The sequence below is a fragment of the Streptomyces sp. NPDC045955 genome (assembly GCF_056430805.1).
Genome location: NZ_JBWKKY010000015.1, coordinates 138453 through 153450, shown reverse-complemented (window position 1 = coordinate 153450; position 14998 = coordinate 138453). Strand labels below are relative to the sequence as shown.

At 70.5% G+C, this 14998-nt stretch carries 15 protein-coding genes; 13 read left to right on the top strand and 2 right to left on the bottom strand.

Features of this window, described 5'->3' with window-relative positions; genetic code table 11:
• Positions 1 to 45 precede the first annotated feature (45 nt).
• Together AC07F0_RS28605 and AC07F0_RS28600 are read right to left on the bottom strand one after the other, a co-directional pair.
• On the bottom strand, positions 46 to 1332 hold the full coding sequence (locus AC07F0_RS28605) for a cytochrome P450 (RefSeq protein ID WP_478982962.1): 1287 nt from the start codon (positions 1330 to 1332) through the stop codon (positions 46 to 48).
• A gap of 17 nt (positions 1333 to 1349) precedes the next feature.
• A complete protein-coding gene (locus tag AC07F0_RS28600; RefSeq protein ID WP_478982986.1) occupies positions 1350 to 2669 on the bottom strand; it encodes a glutamine synthetase family protein in 1320 nt (439 codons plus the stop codon).
• Between the two features lie 375 nt (positions 2670 to 3044).
• Here AC07F0_RS28600 and AC07F0_RS28595 point away from each other — a divergent pair, with 375 nt between their 5' ends.
• The 13 genes from AC07F0_RS28595 (at position 3045) to AC07F0_RS28535 (ending at position 14986) form a co-directional block, all read left to right on the top strand.
• Positions 3045 to 3233, top strand: coding sequence for a ferredoxin (locus AC07F0_RS28595; protein WP_478982961.1), 189 nt, complete (start codon positions 3045 to 3047; stop codon positions 3231 to 3233).
• Between the two features lie 2 nt (positions 3234 to 3235).
• On the top strand, positions 3236 to 4453 hold the full coding sequence (locus AC07F0_RS28590; RefSeq protein WP_478982960.1) for an NAD(P)/FAD-dependent oxidoreductase: 1218 nt from the start codon (positions 3236 to 3238) through the stop codon (positions 4451 to 4453).
• Positions 4454 to 4467: 14 nt separating this feature from the next.
• Complete coding sequence (locus AC07F0_RS28585; protein WP_478982959.1) at positions 4468 to 5292, top strand: acetoacetate decarboxylase family protein; 825 nt, start codon at positions 4468 to 4470, stop codon at positions 5290 to 5292.
• A 17-nt stretch (positions 5293 to 5309) separates the two neighbouring features.
• Positions 5310 to 6773, top strand: a complete 1464-nt coding sequence (locus AC07F0_RS28580; RefSeq protein WP_478982958.1) for an aldehyde dehydrogenase — start codon at positions 5310 to 5312, stop codon at positions 6771 to 6773.
• Positions 6766 to 7689 carry a 3,4-dihydroxyphenylacetate 2,3-dioxygenase gene (locus AC07F0_RS28575; RefSeq protein ID WP_478982957.1) on the top strand — a complete coding sequence of 308 codons (924 nt, stop codon included), beginning with the start codon at positions 6766 to 6768 and terminating at the stop codon, positions 7687 to 7689. The genes AC07F0_RS28580 and AC07F0_RS28575 overlap by 8 nt, the downstream gene beginning before the upstream one ends.
• Positions 7682 to 8527, top strand: a complete 846-nt coding sequence (locus tag AC07F0_RS28570) for a fumarylacetoacetate hydrolase family protein (protein ID WP_478982956.1) — start codon at positions 7682 to 7684, stop codon at positions 8525 to 8527. The genes AC07F0_RS28575 and AC07F0_RS28570 overlap by 8 nt, the downstream gene beginning before the upstream one ends.
• Before the next feature lie 48 nt (positions 8528 to 8575).
• The gene (locus AC07F0_RS28565) at positions 8576 to 9178 is read left to right on the top strand and encodes a TetR/AcrR family transcriptional regulator (protein ID WP_478982955.1); all 603 of its coding nucleotides are present in this window, start codon (positions 8576 to 8578) and stop codon (positions 9176 to 9178) included.
• A gap of 72 nt (positions 9179 to 9250) precedes the next feature.
• On the top strand, positions 9251 to 9697 hold the full coding sequence (locus AC07F0_RS28560) for a hypothetical protein (RefSeq protein WP_478982954.1): 447 nt from the start codon (positions 9251 to 9253) through the stop codon (positions 9695 to 9697).
• Between the two features lie 59 nt (positions 9698 to 9756).
• Positions 9757 to 11214 carry an APC family permease gene (locus AC07F0_RS28555; RefSeq protein ID WP_478982953.1) on the top strand — a complete coding sequence of 486 codons (1458 nt, stop codon included), beginning with the start codon at positions 9757 to 9759 and terminating at the stop codon, positions 11212 to 11214.
• A 117-nt stretch (positions 11215 to 11331) separates the two neighbouring features.
• Positions 11332 to 12822: an aldehyde dehydrogenase gene (locus tag AC07F0_RS28550; RefSeq protein WP_478982952.1), complete on the top strand. Its 1491-nt coding sequence runs from the start codon at positions 11332 to 11334 to the stop codon at positions 12820 to 12822.
• Positions 12819 to 13541: a gamma-glutamyl-gamma-aminobutyrate hydrolase family protein gene (locus AC07F0_RS28545; protein WP_478982951.1), complete on the top strand. Its 723-nt coding sequence runs from the start codon at positions 12819 to 12821 to the stop codon at positions 13539 to 13541. The genes AC07F0_RS28550 and AC07F0_RS28545 overlap by 4 nt, the downstream gene beginning before the upstream one ends.
• Before the next feature lie 210 nt (positions 13542 to 13751).
• On the top strand, positions 13752 to 14156 hold the full coding sequence (locus AC07F0_RS28540; protein ID WP_478982950.1) for a hypothetical protein: 405 nt from the start codon (positions 13752 to 13754) through the stop codon (positions 14154 to 14156).
• Positions 14153 to 14986 (top strand): hypothetical protein, encoded by an 834-nt coding sequence (locus tag AC07F0_RS28535; protein ID WP_478982949.1) that lies wholly within the window; start codon positions 14153 to 14155, stop codon positions 14984 to 14986. The genes AC07F0_RS28540 and AC07F0_RS28535 overlap by 4 nt, the downstream gene beginning before the upstream one ends.
• The last annotated feature ends 12 nt before the right edge of the window (positions 14987 to 14998 follow it).

Genomic DNA, 14998 nt, shown 5'->3' with positions numbered 1-14998 from the left:
GGGCGGATGCGGCACGCTTCCGTCCGCGTGCCGCCCCGGCGCTGGTCAGGCGAGGGTCACCTCGACCGGCAGCTTCTTGATGCCGTTGACGAAGTTGGAGCGGACGCGCGGGACATCGCCGACGAGGCGGATGCCGGCGAGGCGCGGGATCAGCTCCTCGAACATGATGCGGATCTCGGTGCGGGCGAGCAGGTTGCCCAGACAGAGGTGGGGGCTGCCCTTGCCGAAGGTCACATGGTCGTTGCCGGCACGGGTGACGTCGAAGTCGTACGGGTTGCCGAAGGCCGCTTCGTCGCGGTTGCCGGAGGCGTACCACATGACGACCTTGTCGCCCTCCTTGATCCGCTTGCCGCCGAGTTCGACGTCCCGGGTGGCGGTGCGCCGGAAGTGGTAGACGGGGGAGGCCCAGCGCAGGAACTCCTCCACCGCGACGGGAATCAGGGACGGGTCGTCCTTGAGGCGGGCCAGTTGGTCGGGGTGCTGGAGGAGGGCCAGCATGGAGTGGGTGATGGTGTGGCGGGTGGTCTCGTTGCCGGCCACCACGAGGAGCAGGAAGTAGTTGTCGAAGTCCTGCGGTGAGAGCGGCACACCGTCCTTCGGGGTGGTGTTCACCAGCTTCGACACCAGGTCGGTGCCGTCGCCGCCGCGCCGCTGCCGGGCCAGCTCACGGCCGTATGCGAAGACCTCCAGCGAGGCGGGTGAGCGGAAGGGCAGGTGCCGGTACTGCTCGCTCTCCGCGCTGTCCAGCAGGACGTCGGCGTAGTCGGGGTCGGTGTTGCCGATGATGCGGTTGCCCCAGTCGATGAGCTGCTGGTTGTCCTCCGGCGGAACGTCGAGGAGGCGGGCGAGGACGTTGATGGGGAAGTCGGCGGAGACTTCCTTGACGAAGTCGAAGGTCCCCTTGGCCAGTGCCGCGTCGAGCGTGGTGGCCGTCAGGCCGCGCAGGAAGTCGGTGTAGCTGTTGATGACGCTCGCGCCGAACTGGCGCTGGAGCAGACTGCGCAGCGCGCGGTGGCGGACACCGTCCAGCTCCAGGATGGAGGCGCGGGTCTTGATCTGGTCGTCGTCGACTTCTTCGAGGTTGACGAACTTCGTGGAGGTGAAGGTCTCGGCGTCGCGGTCGACGCGGGCGATGTCGGCGTGGCGGGTCACGGCCCAGAAGCCGGAGTTGGGGGCCTCCTCGGGCTGCCAGTGCACCGGGTCCCGGTGGCGCAGGGTGTGGAACATGCGCCACGGGGTGATGCCGTCGGTGAAGTTGTCCAGGTCGGCGAGGTTGACGTCCGCCAGTGGCATCGGTTCGTTCACCGCGGCGGTCGGGGTCTCGGTCGTCATCGCATGGCTCCCAGTCGTCACAGGTGATAGGCGTACTCGGTGAACTCCCAGTCGGTGACGTGCCGTTGGAAGCGTTCGATTTCGTTGCGCTTGTAGGAGAGGAAGGAGGCGGTGAAGTCCTTGCCGAGGACGTCGGTCAGTTCCGTGTCCGCTTCCAGGGCGTCGACCGCGGCCGGCAGGCTCATGGGCAGCACGGCTGCCCTGGCGGTGCCGTAGCCGTACCCCTCCAGTGGGGCGGGGGGCTCCTCGCCGGTCAGAACCCCGAGCAGCGCGGCGGCGACGGTACCCGCGATCAGCAGGTACGGGTTGGCACCGGCGTCACCGAGGCGCAGTTCGAACCGGGCGCCGGAGCCGCGCTCGGGCGGGATGCGGACCATGGCGCTGCGGTTGTCCAGGCCCCAGTCGATCAGCCACGGTGCGAGGGTGTCGGGGCCGAAACGTCTGTAGGAGTTCACGGTCGGGTTGGCCAGTGCGGCCAGGGCCGGGGCGTGGGCGAGGATGCCGGCGACGGCGTGGCGGGCGGTGGCGGACAGCCCGTACGCCCCGGCGGGATCGTCGAAGGCGTTACCGCCCTCGTCGTGGTCGCAGGACAGGTGGAGATGGAAGCCGGAGCCTCCGGCGTCGTTGAACGGCTTGGCCATGAAGGTGGCGAGTTTCCCCTCCTTCCGGGCCAGCTCCTTGATCGCGGACTTGAAGCGGAAGGCGCGGTCAGCGGCGGACAGGGCGTCGGAGTGGGTGAGGTTGATCTCGAACTGGCCGCCGTCGAACTCGTGGTTGCCGCCGGTCACGCCGATGTTCATGTCCCGCAACAGGCGCAGCGTGCGGAGCAGGTGGTTGTCACCGTCGGCGCGCAGGCCGGCAGTGTAGACGACACCGGCGGCGCCCGAGTAACGCTTCCAGCCGCTCGGGGAGGCCACGTCCTCGTCGCAGAGGAAGTACTCGAGCTCGGGGCCGACCACCGGACGCAGGCCGTGTTCGGCACACCGGTCGAGGACGGTGCGCAGCAGGTCGCGGGGTGACTCGGGCGCGGGCAGGCCGGTGGCCGGGTCGGTGACGTCGGCGAGGCAGGAGGCCACGCCGGGTTCCCAGGGGAGGGGGACCAGGGTGTCCAGGTCCGGTCGCACGGTGATGTCGGGCAGGCCGGCGTCGAGGCCGCCGGAGACGGGGACCACGTCGCCCTGGGGGCTGGTGTGATAGACGGCCCGGCAGAAGGCCAGGCCGTGGTCGCAGGCCGACGGCAGATGGTCCAGCAGGACATCGCGTGCGCGGTCGGTGCCGATGAGATCGGGATAGCTCACGCGCACCACGTCGATGCCGTCGGCGGCGAGCCGCTGCATGCGCTGACGGAGGCTGGGGGTTGGGGCTGCGCTCACCGATGTCTCCTCGGGCGCTTGGGGTGTGGATGACGAGGGGAGTCAGAGGGCCGGTCAGGGTGGGGCGCGGCGGACACCGGCTTGTTTGATGCCAAACGGTATGGGGGTCGCAAGCACCCCGCAAGAGGGGTGGGAAAAAAATTATCCGCATGGATAGGTATTGACCAGGGTCAGATGGCTTCCTATGTTGTTTGAAGTCAAATGAGTAAGGGTCCGGCCAGTCGCCGGACCCTTGGCCGGGGCCCGGCCGACGGCGGTCGGGCCCCTCTTCCTCCCTTCGCCCCCTCTCTTCCTCCCTTCACCCCCGCCCCGACGCCCTCACTTCCAGGAGGACCGGCCATGCAGGTCGTCGTCGACATGAACAAGTGCCAGGACCACGGCCAGTGCGTCTTCGCCGCCCCCGATGTCTTCTCCATGGACGACAGCGGCCACCTGGCCTACGTCCCCGACCCCGACGACGCGCTGCGCGACGAGGTCGAGGAAGCCGCCGACGTGTGCCCGCTCCAGGCCATCCGTATCGAGGGCTGACCATGACGTCGAGGAGTGCACGCATCGTCGTGGCCGGCGCCTCCATGGCAGGCCTGCGCGCGGCCGAGCAACTGCGGGCCGCCGGCTGGACCGAAGCCATCACGCTCGTCGGTGACGAGCGGCACATGCCCTACAACCGGCCGCCCCTGTCCAAGGAGGTCCTGGCCGGCAAGGCCGCCTTCGAGTCGCTCTCCTTCCGCCCGCGGGCGAGCGTGGCCGACGCGGAGTGGCGGCTGGACACCAAGGTCGTCGCCGCGCGGCTCGCGGAGAACATCGTCGAGTTGGACGACGGCGAGGCACTCTCGTACGACGGTCTGGTCGTCGCCACCGGAATGCGGCCCCGGCGCCTGCGCTGCCCCGGCCCGCTCGCCGGCCGGCACTCGGTGCGCACCATCGACGACGCGCAGGGCCTGCGGCAGGCCCTCACCAGGCCCGCAGCCCGGGTGGTCGTCGTCGGAGGCGGCTTCATCGGCTGCGAGGTCGCCGCCACCGCCGTCGCTCTGGGCGTCCAGGAGGTGACCGTCGTCGACCCGCTGCCCCTGCCGATGGTCGGCCCCCTGGGTGAGCTCCTCGCCGAGGCGCTGCTGAAGCGCCACGAAGAACGCGGCGTGCGCTTCGCCCTCGGCACGGGCGTGACCGGCTTCACCGGCGACGACCATGTCACCGGCGTCGCCCTCGGCGACGGCACCGTCCTGCCCGCCGACGTGGTGGTCGAGTCGGTCGGCTCGGTCGCCAACACCGAGTGGCTGGACGGCAACGGCCTCGACCTGAGCGACGGCGTCCTCACCGACGAGCACCTGCGCGTCGGCGGACGGCCCGACGTGGTGGCCGTCGGTGACGTCGCCCGCTTCCCCAACGCCCGCTACGACGGCGTACCGCGCCGTGTGGAGCACTGGTGCATCCCCACGGACACCGCCAAGCACGCCGCGAAGACCCTCGTCGCCCACCTGACCGGCACCGGCCACGACCTGTCCCCGTTCGCGCCGCTGCCCACCTTCTGGAGCGACCAGCACGACTTCCGCCTGCAGTCCTTCGGCGCACCGGCGCTCGGCAGGGAGGACGTGCGGGTCCTGGACGGCGACCTCGACGGCGATGTCGTCGTCGGCTACCACGCCGGTGGCCGGCTGGCCGGTGTCGTCGCCCTCGGCGGTCAGGCCGCGGCGGCCGCCGCCTCCCGCTACCGCGCCGAACTGCTCAAGCAGCCCGCCCTCACCGCCTAAGGACTTTGCTGATCATGAACACCGTCCGCGGATTCCTCTTCCCCAAGACGGCGAGCGGAGCCTCGTCGCTGATCCCCTCACCGCCCTGGCGGTACTCCGGGGACCTGCTCACCGTCGAGTACCGCACCGACCCGGCACGCGTGCGTGAACTGCTTCCCGAGCCACTGGAGCTCGCCGACGAGGACCCGGGCACGGTGGCCCTGATCTGGGCCGACTGGCAGTCCTGCTCGGCGTCCGGCGAGGAACTGCTCGATCCCGTGCTCTCCCAGTACAAGGAGGCGTTCGCGGTGGTCCGCTGCCAGTACCGGGGACAGACCTACTCGCGATGCGTCTACATCTGGGTCGACAAGGACTTCGCCATCGCGCGCGGCCTGCACCAGGGCTACCCGAAGAAGCTCGGCTCGATCCACCAGACCCGCCCGCACCCGTACGGCCCCGCGCCGCGCATCGAGGCGGGGGCCCGTTTCGGCGCCACCCTCGCCGCCGCCGACCGGCGCCTGGCCCACACCGTGGTCACCCTGCGCGAGCCGTCGGAGACGAACGGCTTCGTCAACGCCCACCCGATGGCCCACCACCGCTGGCTGCCCTCCATCGAGAAGGGCAAGGGCCTCGCTCTGGACGAGCTGATCGAGTCGGGCGCCGCGTCCTTCGAGGCGGGACAGGCATGGCGCGGCGACGCCGAGCTGGAACTGTTCGAAGCGCCCACCGAAGAACTGGCCCGTCTGGAGATCCGCGAGCCGATCGCCGCCTACTACCGCCAGGTCGGCGTCGTCTGGGACGGCGGCCGGCTGCTGGAATCCGGCCCCTCCGGCGCCCGAGTAGACCCCGCCACCCCGTGAGACCGGAGGAACACAGCATGAGCGAACACACCATCACCGTTGCCGGGGTCGCCGTCGACACCCGGCACTGGATCGGCGGCGAGCGCATCGCCTCGGCACAGACGTTCCCGGACGTCTCGCCCATCGACGGCAGCGCGATCGGCGGCATCTCCCGCGGCACGGCCATGGAGGCGGCCGCCGCCGTGGCCGCGGCGAAGGCCGCGTTCCCCTCCTGGGCGGCCACCTCCCGTGCGGAACGCGCCCGCGTCCTGCACGCCATCGCCGACGGGGTCGAGAAGCGGACCGAAGAGCTCGCCATCGTCGAGACCACCGACAACGGAGCCCTTCTGCGCTCCCACCGCCGCGGTGTGATGCCGCGCGTGGCGCACAACTTCCGTTTCTTCGCCGACTGGCTGCTCACGCTGGACCACGAGGACTTCGACACTCGTGGCCACACCAACCACGTCAGCTGGGACCCGGCGGGCCCCTGTGTGCTGATCACCCCGTGGAACGCCCCGCTCATGCTGGCCACCTGGAAGGTCGCACCGGCCCTCGCCGCCGGTGACACGGTCGTCCTCAAGCCCGCCGAGTGGTCGCCGCTGACCGCCTCCCTGCTGGCCGACATCGCGGCGGAGGCCGGGCTCCCGGCAGGTGTCCTCAACGTCGTCCAGGGTTACGGCTCCGAGATCGGCGACGCGCTGACCTCGCATCCCGACGTGCGCCGGATCAGCTTCACCGGCTCGGTGCCCACAGCCAAGCGCATCGCAGAGTCGGCGGCCGCGAACCTCACGCCCTTGAGTCTCGAACTGGGGGGCAAATCACCGCTGTTGGTGTTCGCCGACGCGGACCTGGACCTCGCCGTCGGCCTCGCGGTGGAGCAGTACGACAACGCCGGGCAGGTATGCCTGGCGGGCACCCGGCTGCTGGTCGAGGAGTCGGTCGCCGAGGAGTTCACACGCCGGTTCGTCGAGAAGGCGAGCGCGCTGAAGCAGGGTGATCCGCGCGACGAGGCCACCGACATCGGGCCCAACATCCACCCCCGCCAGCTGGAGAAGATCGACGGCTTCGTGCAGCGGGCCGTGGCGGCCGGGGCCCGCGCGGTCATCGGCGGCCACCGCAAGGACGGCCAGTACTACGCGCCCACCCTGCTCACCGACGTCGACCAGGATTCGGAGATCGTGCAGGAGGAAGTCTTCGGCCCGGTCCTGACGCTGCAGACCTTCGCCGACGAGGACGAGGCCGTCCGGCTGGCCAACGGCACCCGCTTCGGGCTGGCCGCCACCGTCGCCACCGGCGACCCCGAGCGCGCCGAGCGCGTCACCGCGCAACTCGTCGCGGGCACGGTCTGGGTCAACTGCTTCTTCGTACGCGACCTTCAGGCCCCCTTCGGCGGCTCCCGGCTCTCCGGCGTCGGCCGCGAGGGCGGCACCTGGAGCTTCGACTTCTACTGCGACCTCAAGAACACCGTGACCGCACCGAACGGATGGACAAGCCATGGGTGAGATCGTCGGGGCGGGCCTCCTCGCCCACGTCCCCACCATCGTGCTGCCCGAGGAGACCCGGCTGGAACTCAACGGGGGCAAGGAGATCACCCTCGTCACCGGCCTGAACCAGCTCCGCGAGGACGTCTTCGCGCGCGACGACTACGACACCGTCGTCGTCCTCGACTCCCACTGGGCCACCACCGTCGAGTTCGTCGTCACCGCCCAGCACCGCCGCGCCGGCCTGTTCACCTCCGAGGAACTGCCGCGCGGGATGTGCCGGATGCCGTACGACTTCCCCGGTGATCCCGAACTCGCCCACAACATCGAGAAGTTCGCCGACAAGCACGGCACCTGGATCACCGCGATCGACGACGAGTACCTGCCGATCTACTACGCCACCATCAACCTCTGGAAGTTCCTCGGTGAGGGCCTGCCGGACAAGCGGTGGGTGACCATCGGCGTCTGCCAGACCGGGGACATGGAGGACCATCTGCGCCTGGGCCGTGCCCTGGCCGACGGCATCGCCGCCACCCCGGGCCGCCGGGTCCTGCTGATCGCCTCCGGCGCCCTCTCGCACACCTTCTGGCCGCTGCGCGAGCTGCGCGACCACGAGGCCGGCGACCCGGTGCACATCTTCACGCCCGAGGCCCGCGAGGCGGACTTCGAGCGCATCGGCTGGTTCAAGGAGGGCCGTCACGACAAGGTCCTCGACACCATGGACGAGTTCTGGAAGTACAAGCCGGAGGCGAAGTTCTTCCACTACCTGATGATGGCCGGCGCCCTCGGTGAGCGGGCCTGCGTCGCCAGGGCCCGGCAGTACGGGGAGTACGAGAACTCCATCGGCACCGGCCAGGTGCACCTCTGGTTCGACCGCCCGGTGGGCGGCTGGACCGGCAGCCCGACCACGACCTCCCGGGAGACCGCCCATGCCTGAGTACGGCCGCATCCTCCTCGACGGCGCCGCCGTCCAGGTCACCGCCGACGGTGACGAACTCGTCGCCGCGGACGGCCGCCGCGTCAAGACCGAGGACGCCCGGCACCTCCCCCCGGTCGTGCCCTCCAAGATCATCGCGGTCCACCTCAACCACCGCAGCCGTGTCGACGAGTTCGGGATCGACCTCCCTGACACTCCCACCTACTTCCACAAGCCGACCTCGGCCCTCAACTCCCACCAGGGCTCCATCGTCCGCCCCGAGGGCTGCAAGTGGCTCAACTACGAGGGCGAGGTGGCCATCGTCATCGGAAGGACCGCGCGCAACATCGCCCCGGCCGAAGCGGGCGAGTACATCGCCGGCTACACGATCGCCAACGACTACGGCCTCCACGACTTCCGCGACACCGACGCCGGCTCCATGCTCAGGGTCAAGGGCTCCGACACCCTCTGCCCGCTCGGCCCCGCCCTGGTCACCGGCTGGGACTTCCACGGCAAGAGCCTGCGCACCTACGTCAACGGCGAGGTGGTCCAGGACGGCTCGACCGACGAGATGAAGTGGGACATGCACTACCTCGTCGCCGACATCGCCCGCACCATCACCCTCTACCCCGGCGACGTCCTCCTGTCCGGCACCCCCGCCAACTCCCGCCCCGTCCAGCCGGGCGACGTCGTCGAGGTCGAGGTCGAGGGCCTCGGCCGGCTCACCAACCACATCGTCACCGGCCCCACCTCCATCCGCGCCGACGTCGGCGCCCAGCCCACGGAATCGGAGGAGGTGCTGTCCACCGCGCTCGGCGGCGACTGGGAGTTCCGCGGTATCCGCCCGCCGAAGCGGTGACGCCGAGCGGCGGTCCGCCGGTCCCGAGGTACGGGTAGGGTCGCGCTCATGAGCGATTCCTCCGACAAGCCCCCCGCCAGGCCTCGCAAGCGCGTGGACTACGGGACCGGCCGCGAGGCCCTGCTCAACGCCGCTGTGCGCGTCGTGGCCCGAGGAGGGCTGCGGAAGCTCACCTATCGCGCCGTCGCGCAGGAGGCGGGTGTCACGCACGGGCTCGTGGTGCACCACTTCGGTTCGCGGGACGCACTGATCGAGGCAGCCCTCGAACACGCGGTACGCACCAGCGCGAGTACGAGTTCCCTGGAACCCGGTACGGGCGACCTCGCGGACTTCGCGGCGGGACTGGCGGACATGGTCACCCGCGAGCCGGCCATGCAGACGTTCCAGTACGAGCTCATGCTCGAGTCCCGACGCAGGCCCGAGCTGCTGCCGCAGATCCGCGCGCTGTACGACGAGTACTTCGAGGCCACGGAGAGGGAGCTGTCCCGCAGCCTGCCCGAAGGCACCAGCCCTGCCCTGACCCGGCTCGTGTTCGCCGCTCTGGAGGGCCTCGTACTGCATCAGCTGATCTTCGACGAGCCGGACGTCACCGAGGCCGCGCTGAAGGAGCTGCGGTCACTGCTGACGCGGCAGCGTGGCGGCGCAGAGTAGTCGCCCATGTCGTGGTACCTGCCATAACAGCAGGTCAGGAGGGGCCCCCGTCGCCCAGCAACGGGGACTTCGATGGACACCATCCAGCGCGAGACCTACGAGATCGGGCTGAGCCTCGGCCCCGGCGGCAACGACGAGGAGGCCCGCACCGCCACGGAGGCGTTCGCCTGGTTCGCCGAGCGCATCCGCCGGCTGCTGGCCGACAAGCGTGCCCGCCCCGGCGAGGGCTCCGAGGTGTTCGCCGACCCCGACACCTTCGACCACACCCGCCCGGTCGCCGCCGGCCGAGCAGATGGAGCTCGGCTTCACCACCTTCTGCATCAAGCCGAACCAGTTCATCGACGACCCCAACGGCATCGGACACTTCTGCCGGGACGTCATGCGACGCGTGGAGACGATGACCGCGTAACCCGTCGCACCTGCCGCGGGTCCCCGGTCGCCGTCCCGCAAGAACTCCGCCGCCGCACAAAAGATCTCCCCGCCAACCCTTGCCAAACGGATAGTTCAGGCCCAGCATGAGGCAACTCGTTTGGCCTAAAACAACCTCCGCCCCTCCCCGTTCCCGGCAGGTGATTCGAGTGGACAGTCAGACCGCGGTCGCCACCCAGACCGCTCATGACGCATCCATGGCAGGCAGACTCAAGCCCAACTCTCTCGGCGTCCTGGGCATCCTCTTCTTCGTTCTCTCCGCCCAGGCACCGCTGACCGGCATCGCCGGGGCCGTGCCGATCGCCATCGCCATCGGCAACGGCGCGGGCGCTCCCGCCGCCTATCTCGCGGCCGGAGTCATCGTCCTGCTCTTCTCGGTGGGCTTCGTCGCCATGGGCCGCCACGTCGTGGACGCCGGCGCCTTCTACACCTACATCGGCAAGGGCCTCGGCCGCTCCACCGGATCCGGCAGCGCCGCCGTCGCGCTCTTCTCCTACTGTGCCGTGCAAGCGTGCATGTACGGGCTGTACGGAAGCATCATGAGCGGCCTCGTCGAGCATCACACCGGTGCCCATGTGGCGTGGTGGGTCTGGGCCCTGGTCACCATGGCGATCGTGCAGGTTCTCGGTGCCTCCGGCATCGAGATGGGCGCCAAGATCCTCGCCGTCTTCGTGCTGGCCGAGTTCAGCATCCTGATCGTCTTCGCCCTCGTGACCCTCTTCAAGGGCGGTGGTCCCGAGGGGCTCGGCGTCACGGACAGCTTCTCGCCGTCCGCCGCGCTCCAGGGCGCTCCCGGCGTGGCGCTGATGTTCGCCGTGGCGTCCATGTTCGGCTTCGAGGCCACCGCCATCTACGGCGAGGAGGCCCGTGAACCCCGCAAGACCGTCCCCCGGGCGACCTACCTGTCCGTCGCGGTGATCACCGGCTTCTTCGCCTTCACCTCATGGATGCTGGTCTCCGCGCACGGCGCCTCCCGGGCCACGGCCGAGGCGGGCAAGGCCCTGGGGAGCGGCGACGCCACGGCCTTCGTCTTCGCGCCGATCGCCGCCCAGTTCGGCGGCTGGGTCGACGACGTGCTGCCGATCCTGCTGGCCACTTCCCTGTTCGCCGGCCTCCTGGCCTTCCACAACTCCGCCAACCGCTACCTGTTCTCTCTCGGGCGTGAAGGGCTCCTGCCGCGCGGCCTGACCGCCATCAACCGGCGTCACTCGCCCTGGGTGGCGGGCACCGTGCAGACCGCGATCGCGGTGCTGCTCGTGGTGCCCTTCGCGGTCCTGGGCAAGGACCCGGTGCTGACCCTCTTCTCCTGGTTCAGCGGGGTCGCCGTCCTCGGCATCATGCTGCTGTACTTCCTGACCTCGGTCTCGGTCATCGTGTACTTCCGCCGCTCGGGCGCCGACACCCGCCCCTGGAACACCCTGATCGCCCCCGTTCTGGGCGCGCTCGGCATCGCCGGTGCCATCTGGCTCGTCGTCGCCAACTTCACGACGCTCATCGGCGGCGACCGGACCACGGCCCTATGGCTCCAGGCCGCCGTTCCGGTGGTGCTGATCCTCGGTGTCGTCGCCGCCCGGCTGACGCGGTCCCGGGCAGAGACCACCGACTGAACACCGCGATCCCTCACCGATACGGCCGGACCCCGCGCCCCGGCCGCATCGGGCCTTCGTCGAGAGCGGGAGTCGTTCGTCATCGAATGAAACGGATGGAACGGAGAGGGAGAGCGCGTGCTGAACGCCACCCACGAGGAACTGCTGCGCCGCGCCAAGGGACTCGATCTGCCCACGCGGCACCACATCGACGGCAAGGACGAAGCCGGTGACGGTGGATCGTTCGCCGTGATCTCCCCTCGCGACGGTCAGACCCTGGTCCAGGTCGCCGACGCGCGGGAGGCGGAGGTCGATCTCGCCGTCGCGGCGGCGCGCCGCGCCTTCGACACCGGGCCGTGGCCGCACCTGACGCCCGCCGAGCGCGGCCGGGTGCTGCTGCGGATCGCCGAGCTGCTTCAGGAGCGGCGCGAGGAACTGGCGCTGACCGTGAGCCTGGAGATGGGCAAACCGATCACGGACGCGTACGCCATCGAGCTGCGCGCCGCGATCACCACCTTCCGCTGGTACGGGCAGCTCGCCGACAAACTCACCGACGAGTCTCCCCATACCGCACCGGACTCGCTCGCCCTGGTCACCCGGGAGCCGACAGGCGTCGTCGGTGCCGTCGTGCCGTGGAACTTCCCGCTCACGTTGGCGAGCTGGAAAGTCGCTCCCGCGCTCGCCGCCGGCTGCACGGTCGTCCTGAAGCCGTCGGAGTCCTCTCCGCTGTCCGCCCTCCTGCTCGGCCGCGTCGCCACCGACGCCGGACTGCCGCCGGGTGTCCTCAACGTCGTGGCCGGTGACGGGCCGGTGGCCGGGCGGGCGCTCGGCCTCCACCCCGACGTCGATGTCCTGGCCTTCACCGGATCCACCGCCGTCGGCCGCCACTTCCTGCGCTACGCCGCCGACTCCAACCTCAAGCGCGTCTGGCTCGAACTCGGCGGCAAGTCACCGAACATCGTGCTGCCCGACGCTCCGGACCTGGAGAAGGCGGCGGCGACCGCGGCCTGGGGCATCTTCTTCAACCAGGGTGAGATGTGCACCGCACCCTCCCGGCTGCTGGTCCACTCGTCCATCGCCGAACAGGTCACGGAGGCCGTCGTGGCGCGGGCGCGCGAGCTGCGGGTGGGCGACCCCCTCGATCCGGCCACCGAGATGGGCGCACTGGTCGGCGACGGCCACCTCGGCAGGGTCCTGGACCATGTCTCCTCCGGCCTGGACGAGGGCGCCAGGCTGCGCGTGGGCGGGGACCGGGCCCTGACCGAGACCGGCGGCAGCTACCTGCGGCCCACCGTGTTCGACCGGGTCGACCCCGGCATGCGCTTGGCGCGGGAGGAGATCTTCGGCCCCGTCCTGTCCGTCCTCGCCTTCGACGACCTCGACGAGGCGGTACGGCTGGCCAACGCCACCGAGTACGGCCTCGCCGCCGGCTTGTGGACCTCCGACCTGTCCACCGCCCACAAGGTCTCGCGCGCCCTGAAGGCAGGGACGGTCTGGGTCAACTGCTACGAGGAGGGCGACCTGACCGTCCCCTTCGGCGGCATGAAGCAGTCGGGCAACGGCCGCGACAAGTCCGCCCACGCCATCGAGAAGTACACCGAACTGAAGACCACCTGGATCCAGCTGTGACCCGTACGCACACGCGACCCCTCATCGCGATTCCGGCCCGGTTCGCCGCCACCACCTCCGCGCTCCGCTACGCCGCCGAGGTCAACGCCCGCGCGCTGGTCGAGGCCGTGTGGCGGGCCGGAGGCGAGCCGGTGAGCATCCACCCCGCCGACCCGGCCGGAGCCGACGTGGCCGAGCGGCTCGGCCGCTTCGACGGCGTGTTGCTGCCGGGCGGGGGAGACCTGGCCCCGCACCGCTACGGAGCGGCCGACACCCATGACAGCGTCTATGACGTCGACGACCTCCAGGACGCGTTCGACCTCGAAGTCGCCCGGCGGGCCCTCGACTCGGGGCTGCCCATGTTCGCCATCTGCCGGGGGCTGCAGGTGGTGAACGTCGCCCTCGGCGGCAGCCTGGAACAGGACATGGGCGGCGCGGACCGCGAACACCGGCACGTCGTGCACCCGGTCGCGATCCAGCGCGGCACCCTGCTCGAACAGGCCACCGGCGCCGAGAAGACGGAAGCTTCCTGCTACCACCATCAGCGGGTCGACCGCATCGGTCTCGGGCTCAAGCCCACCGCGCGGGCCGCCGACGGCACGGTGGAGGGGCTCGAACTACCCGGAAACCCGGGGTGGTTCATGGCGGTGCAATGGCACCCCGAGGACACGGCGGACCAGGACCCGGCCCAGCAGGGCCTCTTCGACGCGCTGGTCGAGGCCGCCCGCGACAGACACTGAAGAAGTCATGGCTCTCTTCGCCACACATGAGATCGGAATCTGTGGCCGACGGGACAGGTCCTGCCCGTTTCGGATCGATCCATACGCACCCTTGCCCGCTCCGCTGCACATTCCTTTGGAAAATGCCAAAGCTTTCACCTGGGCCAAGTACGTTCCGTAGTGTCGTGCTCACGTTCGCGGGAACGGCCGTGCAGGGGAGGGGGATTCGGCGTGCCCGGAATCGACGAGAGTCTGCTGGAGGCCATGCGGCTGCCCGGTGCGCGAGGGGCGGTGGTGGTCGACTGGATCAGCGGTCTCGCCCTGGGCGCGGTGGGTGACGCACCGGGCGGTGACCTGGAGGCGGCGGCCGCGGAGACCGCCGAACTCGCCCGTCTCGCCACGGAGAGCGGCGTGCTCGCCCCGGCCGGCGGCGAGGCGGGCGGAGCGTCCGGCAAGGAACCACCCGTACAGGACCTGATCATCACGAACACCGACTCGTACCACCTGCTCAGATTCGTCACCACGACCTTCGACAGCACCGTGTTCCTGCACTTATGGCTCGACCGCGGCGAGGGCAACCTCGCCCTGGCCCGCATCCGGCTGGCCGAGATGGCGGACAGACTGGTGCTCGGATGATCATGCCGACCCGGACCGCACGCACGGACGAACCGGCCTCGGCCCTGCTCGGCACCCTTGCCGCCCAAGGCGCGAGCGGCGCCCTGTCGACCGAGGCGGGGATCGTCTACCTGGCCGCGGGACACGTCGTTCACGTCGAATCCGCCCTCACCCCCGACATCGGCGATCTGCTCACCCACAGCGGCGCGCTCGCCCCGGACGGCTGGTGGGAGGCCATCGACGTGGCCGGCCGCGATTGCCGCGTCGGCCGTCGGCTGGTGGACAGCGGTCACCTCGCCGCCGGCGCGCTCGAACTGTGCCACCTGGGCGCGCTCTTCGACGCGGCGTACTTCGTCCTCGCCCACGACGGACCGGCCCTGCGCTTCCGTCCCGGAGCCGCGCACTGGCTCGGCGCGGTCCGTTCCGTGCCGGTGGACAGCGTCCTGCGCGAGTCGAGACGCCGCCGTGAACTGCTGCACCGCATATGGCCCGAATCCGCCATCGACCTCGCCCCGCTCGCCCGCGTGCCCGGCACCGACCCGGCGGACCTGCCGGCCCGCCGCTGCCGCACCCTCGCCCAGGTCGACGGTGTCCGCACCGCCGCCCAGATCGCCACCGCCCTCGCCAGCCGCACCTTCCACACCCTCGTCGAACTCCGGCGCCTGGCCGCCGCCGGGCTGGTCGTCCCCAAACTCCCCGCTCCCGCCAACGCCCCCGCCTCCGCCCCAGCCACCGCCCCTGCCCCCGCACCCGTGTCCGCCGAGCCGGGCCCCGCCCCTCGTCCCACGGCACCGGACGAGCCCGACACCGCGCTGCTGCGACGGCTCCTGCACGCCTTGGAGGCACTGTGATCCGCGCGCGAC

Coding starts and splice junctions, on each gene's coding strand:
- AC07F0_RS28605 (WP_478982962.1), bottom strand. CDS start 1,332: ATGACGACCGAGACCCCGACCGCCGCGGTGAACGAACCGATGCCACTG.
- AC07F0_RS28600 (WP_478982986.1), bottom strand. CDS start 2,669: ATGCAGCGGCTCGCCGCCGACGGCATCGACGTGGTGCGCGTGAGCTAT.
- AC07F0_RS28595 (WP_478982961.1), top strand. CDS start 3,045: ATGCAGGTCGTCGTCGACATGAACAAGTGCCAGGACCACGGCCAGTGC.
- AC07F0_RS28590 (WP_478982960.1), top strand. CDS start 3,236: ATGACGTCGAGGAGTGCACGCATCGTCGTGGCCGGCGCCTCCATGGCA.
- AC07F0_RS28585 (WP_478982959.1), top strand. CDS start 4,468: ATGAACACCGTCCGCGGATTCCTCTTCCCCAAGACGGCGAGCGGAGCC.
- AC07F0_RS28580 (WP_478982958.1), top strand. CDS start 5,310: ATGAGCGAACACACCATCACCGTTGCCGGGGTCGCCGTCGACACCCGG.
- AC07F0_RS28575 (WP_478982957.1), top strand. CDS start 6,766: ATGGGTGAGATCGTCGGGGCGGGCCTCCTCGCCCACGTCCCCACCATC.
- AC07F0_RS28570 (WP_478982956.1), top strand. CDS start 7,682: ATGCCTGAGTACGGCCGCATCCTCCTCGACGGCGCCGCCGTCCAGGTC.
- AC07F0_RS28565 (WP_478982955.1), top strand. CDS start 8,576: ATGAGCGATTCCTCCGACAAGCCCCCCGCCAGGCCTCGCAAGCGCGTG.
- AC07F0_RS28560 (WP_478982954.1), top strand. CDS start 9,251: ATGGACACCATCCAGCGCGAGACCTACGAGATCGGGCTGAGCCTCGGC.
- AC07F0_RS28535 (WP_478982949.1), top strand. CDS start 14,153: ATGATCATGCCGACCCGGACCGCACGCACGGACGAACCGGCCTCGGCC.